This window comes from Mesorhizobium sp. M2A.F.Ca.ET.037.01.1.1 (assembly GCF_003998075.1).
Lineage (GTDB): Bacteria > Pseudomonadota > Alphaproteobacteria > Rhizobiales > Rhizobiaceae > Mesorhizobium.
The window spans coordinates 1-2,024 of the sequence record NZ_RZSA01001095.1 but is presented as its reverse complement, the minus strand read 5'-3'; the positions used below and the strand labels follow the sequence as shown (position 1 = coordinate 2,024).

At 56.4% G+C, this 2,024-nt stretch carries 1 protein-coding gene; it reads left to right on the top strand.

Going from position 1 to position 2,024, the window contains the following annotated elements; all coding sequences use genetic code 11:
* A partial coding sequence (locus EOA27_RS33780) for an ABC transporter ATP-binding protein (RefSeq protein WP_145970732.1) occupies window positions 1–1,249 on the top strand: 1,249 nt, incomplete at its 5' end.
* Window positions 1,250–2,024 lie beyond the last annotated feature (775 nt).

The following is a 2,024-nucleotide window of genomic DNA, read 5'->3' as shown; positions in this document are numbered from 1 at the left end:
AGGTGAGGCCAACCGTGATGCTGTGGAGCTTTATAAACGGCTCCAACTTCCAGAGCCTGAGACTATAGGTTTCCGGTATCCGCATCAGGTATCCGGCGGCCAATTACAGCGAGCCATGACCGCCATGGCTATGGCGTGCCGGCCCGACTTGATTGTGTTCGACGAGCCGACAACTGCGCTCGATGTGACGACTCAAGTCGAGGTTCTAGCGTCAATCCGCAGTATTGTTGAAGATTTCAACACTGCGGCGATATACGTGACGCACGATCTGGCCGTAGTGGCGCAGATGGCAGACCGGATCATGGTCCTGCGCCACGGACAAACTGTCGAGGAAGCGGGCACACGGCAGATGCTTGCAGCCCCCACCCAGGAATACACTCGGACGCTCTGGGCTGTGCGAAAGCTCGCCAAGCCAGAGATTGAGGCCCGGGACCATTTACTGATCATCGACAATGTAACCGCCGCTTATGCTGGAAGGGTTAAGGTGCTGGTGGACGTGTCCATCAAGGTTCCGCGTGGCCGAACGGTAGCGTTGGTGGGCGAATCAGGGTCTGGGAAATCGACGCTCGCCCGCGTCGTTACCGGTTTGCTGCCCGCTATTTCGGGCTCGATCTCATTTGACGCCCAGCCGCTTCCCCTGTCCTTAAAGCAACGCTCGAAAGATCTGCTGCGGCGTATTCAGATGATCTATCAGTCGCCGGACAGCGCGCTTAACCCTCGCCAGACTGTAGAGGACATAATCGCGCGTCCGCTTGAGTTCTATTTAGGCCTAAAAGGGGAGCAGCGCGACCGCCGGATCGGCGAACTCATGCATATGATCGAGATGGACGAAAGTTTCCTTGATAGGCTGCCCGGTGAATTGTCGGGAGGCCAGAAACAGCGGATCTGTATTGCGCGCGCGCTCGCTGCGAATCCCGAGCTCATCATCTGTGACGAGGTCACCTCGGCACTGGATCAAGTTGTGCAAGAAGAAATCTTGAAGCTTCTGATACGCCTACAGAGCGAACTCGGCGTCAGCTACATCTTTATCACCCATGATATCGCGACAGTAAGGGCAATCGCGGACGAGGTCGTCGTCATGCACCAAGGCAAGGTGGTGGAGCACGGTTCGAAAACCGAGATCCTGACATCACCTCAGGTTGCCTACACAGAACGGCTTCTCTCTTCCGTGCCGGCAATGGATCCGGATTGGCTGACGCAACTGCTGGCAAAACGGAAGAACCAAGGCATTCTGGACGTGGCCGGCTAAACAGCTCTGCGCATCGGATCAGCAGTCTCGAATTCCTATTCCCCAAGATAAATGGCACCAATGGCGAATAGCTCCGCGCCGTTATGTCCCAGCCGTTGAGGCCGTTGAGGTGAGGTTTGCAGCTTGCGAAGCGTCGAGAATATGCTGGCTGGAAGGTCCGCTTCATAGCTCAATCATCGCTAAACCGGAGTTCCGCTAACGGCCCCAAACCAGTCGCATTGATATCAGGTCAACAAAGCAATCAGTGCCGCTTTCTTGGCAGGTGACGGCTGACCCGATTGGATTGAATTAGCCCTCCTCGTGATCCTCAGGTTCGCCAGACCATACGAGAGAATACGAAGGAAACGGATTGGCGAACCAGCCAGTAACGTATTGATTTCCTGCAGAAAACAACCACCCTTGGCGACTAACATAGTCGTTATTCGCCAAGGGGCTACAGAGCGGTTCGCCAAAGTTGGTTCAAAACGCTGATCCAGCGCCGTGTCCATCCGTTGAATGGGAAAGCGGCTGCCGAGCGCGTGATACAACTGCAACCCAACTTCAGCAGCACCGGTCAGTGCTCCGCCATCGGTTGCGCGCCGGTGCTCGCAGGAGTCTTATCGAAGCAATGCGCGCCTCAGGTCTACCCGAATGACACCCACGCGCCTGCCTCGCAGCCATCATGGCCGCAGACGTCGCTTGGTTTTCAGTGGCGATGGAGGGCGCCGCGGAAGGCACGTAGAATCCGAAGGGCCCATCGCGTCAAGGCTGAGGTTTTTTGCGAGCGCGCTTAGAT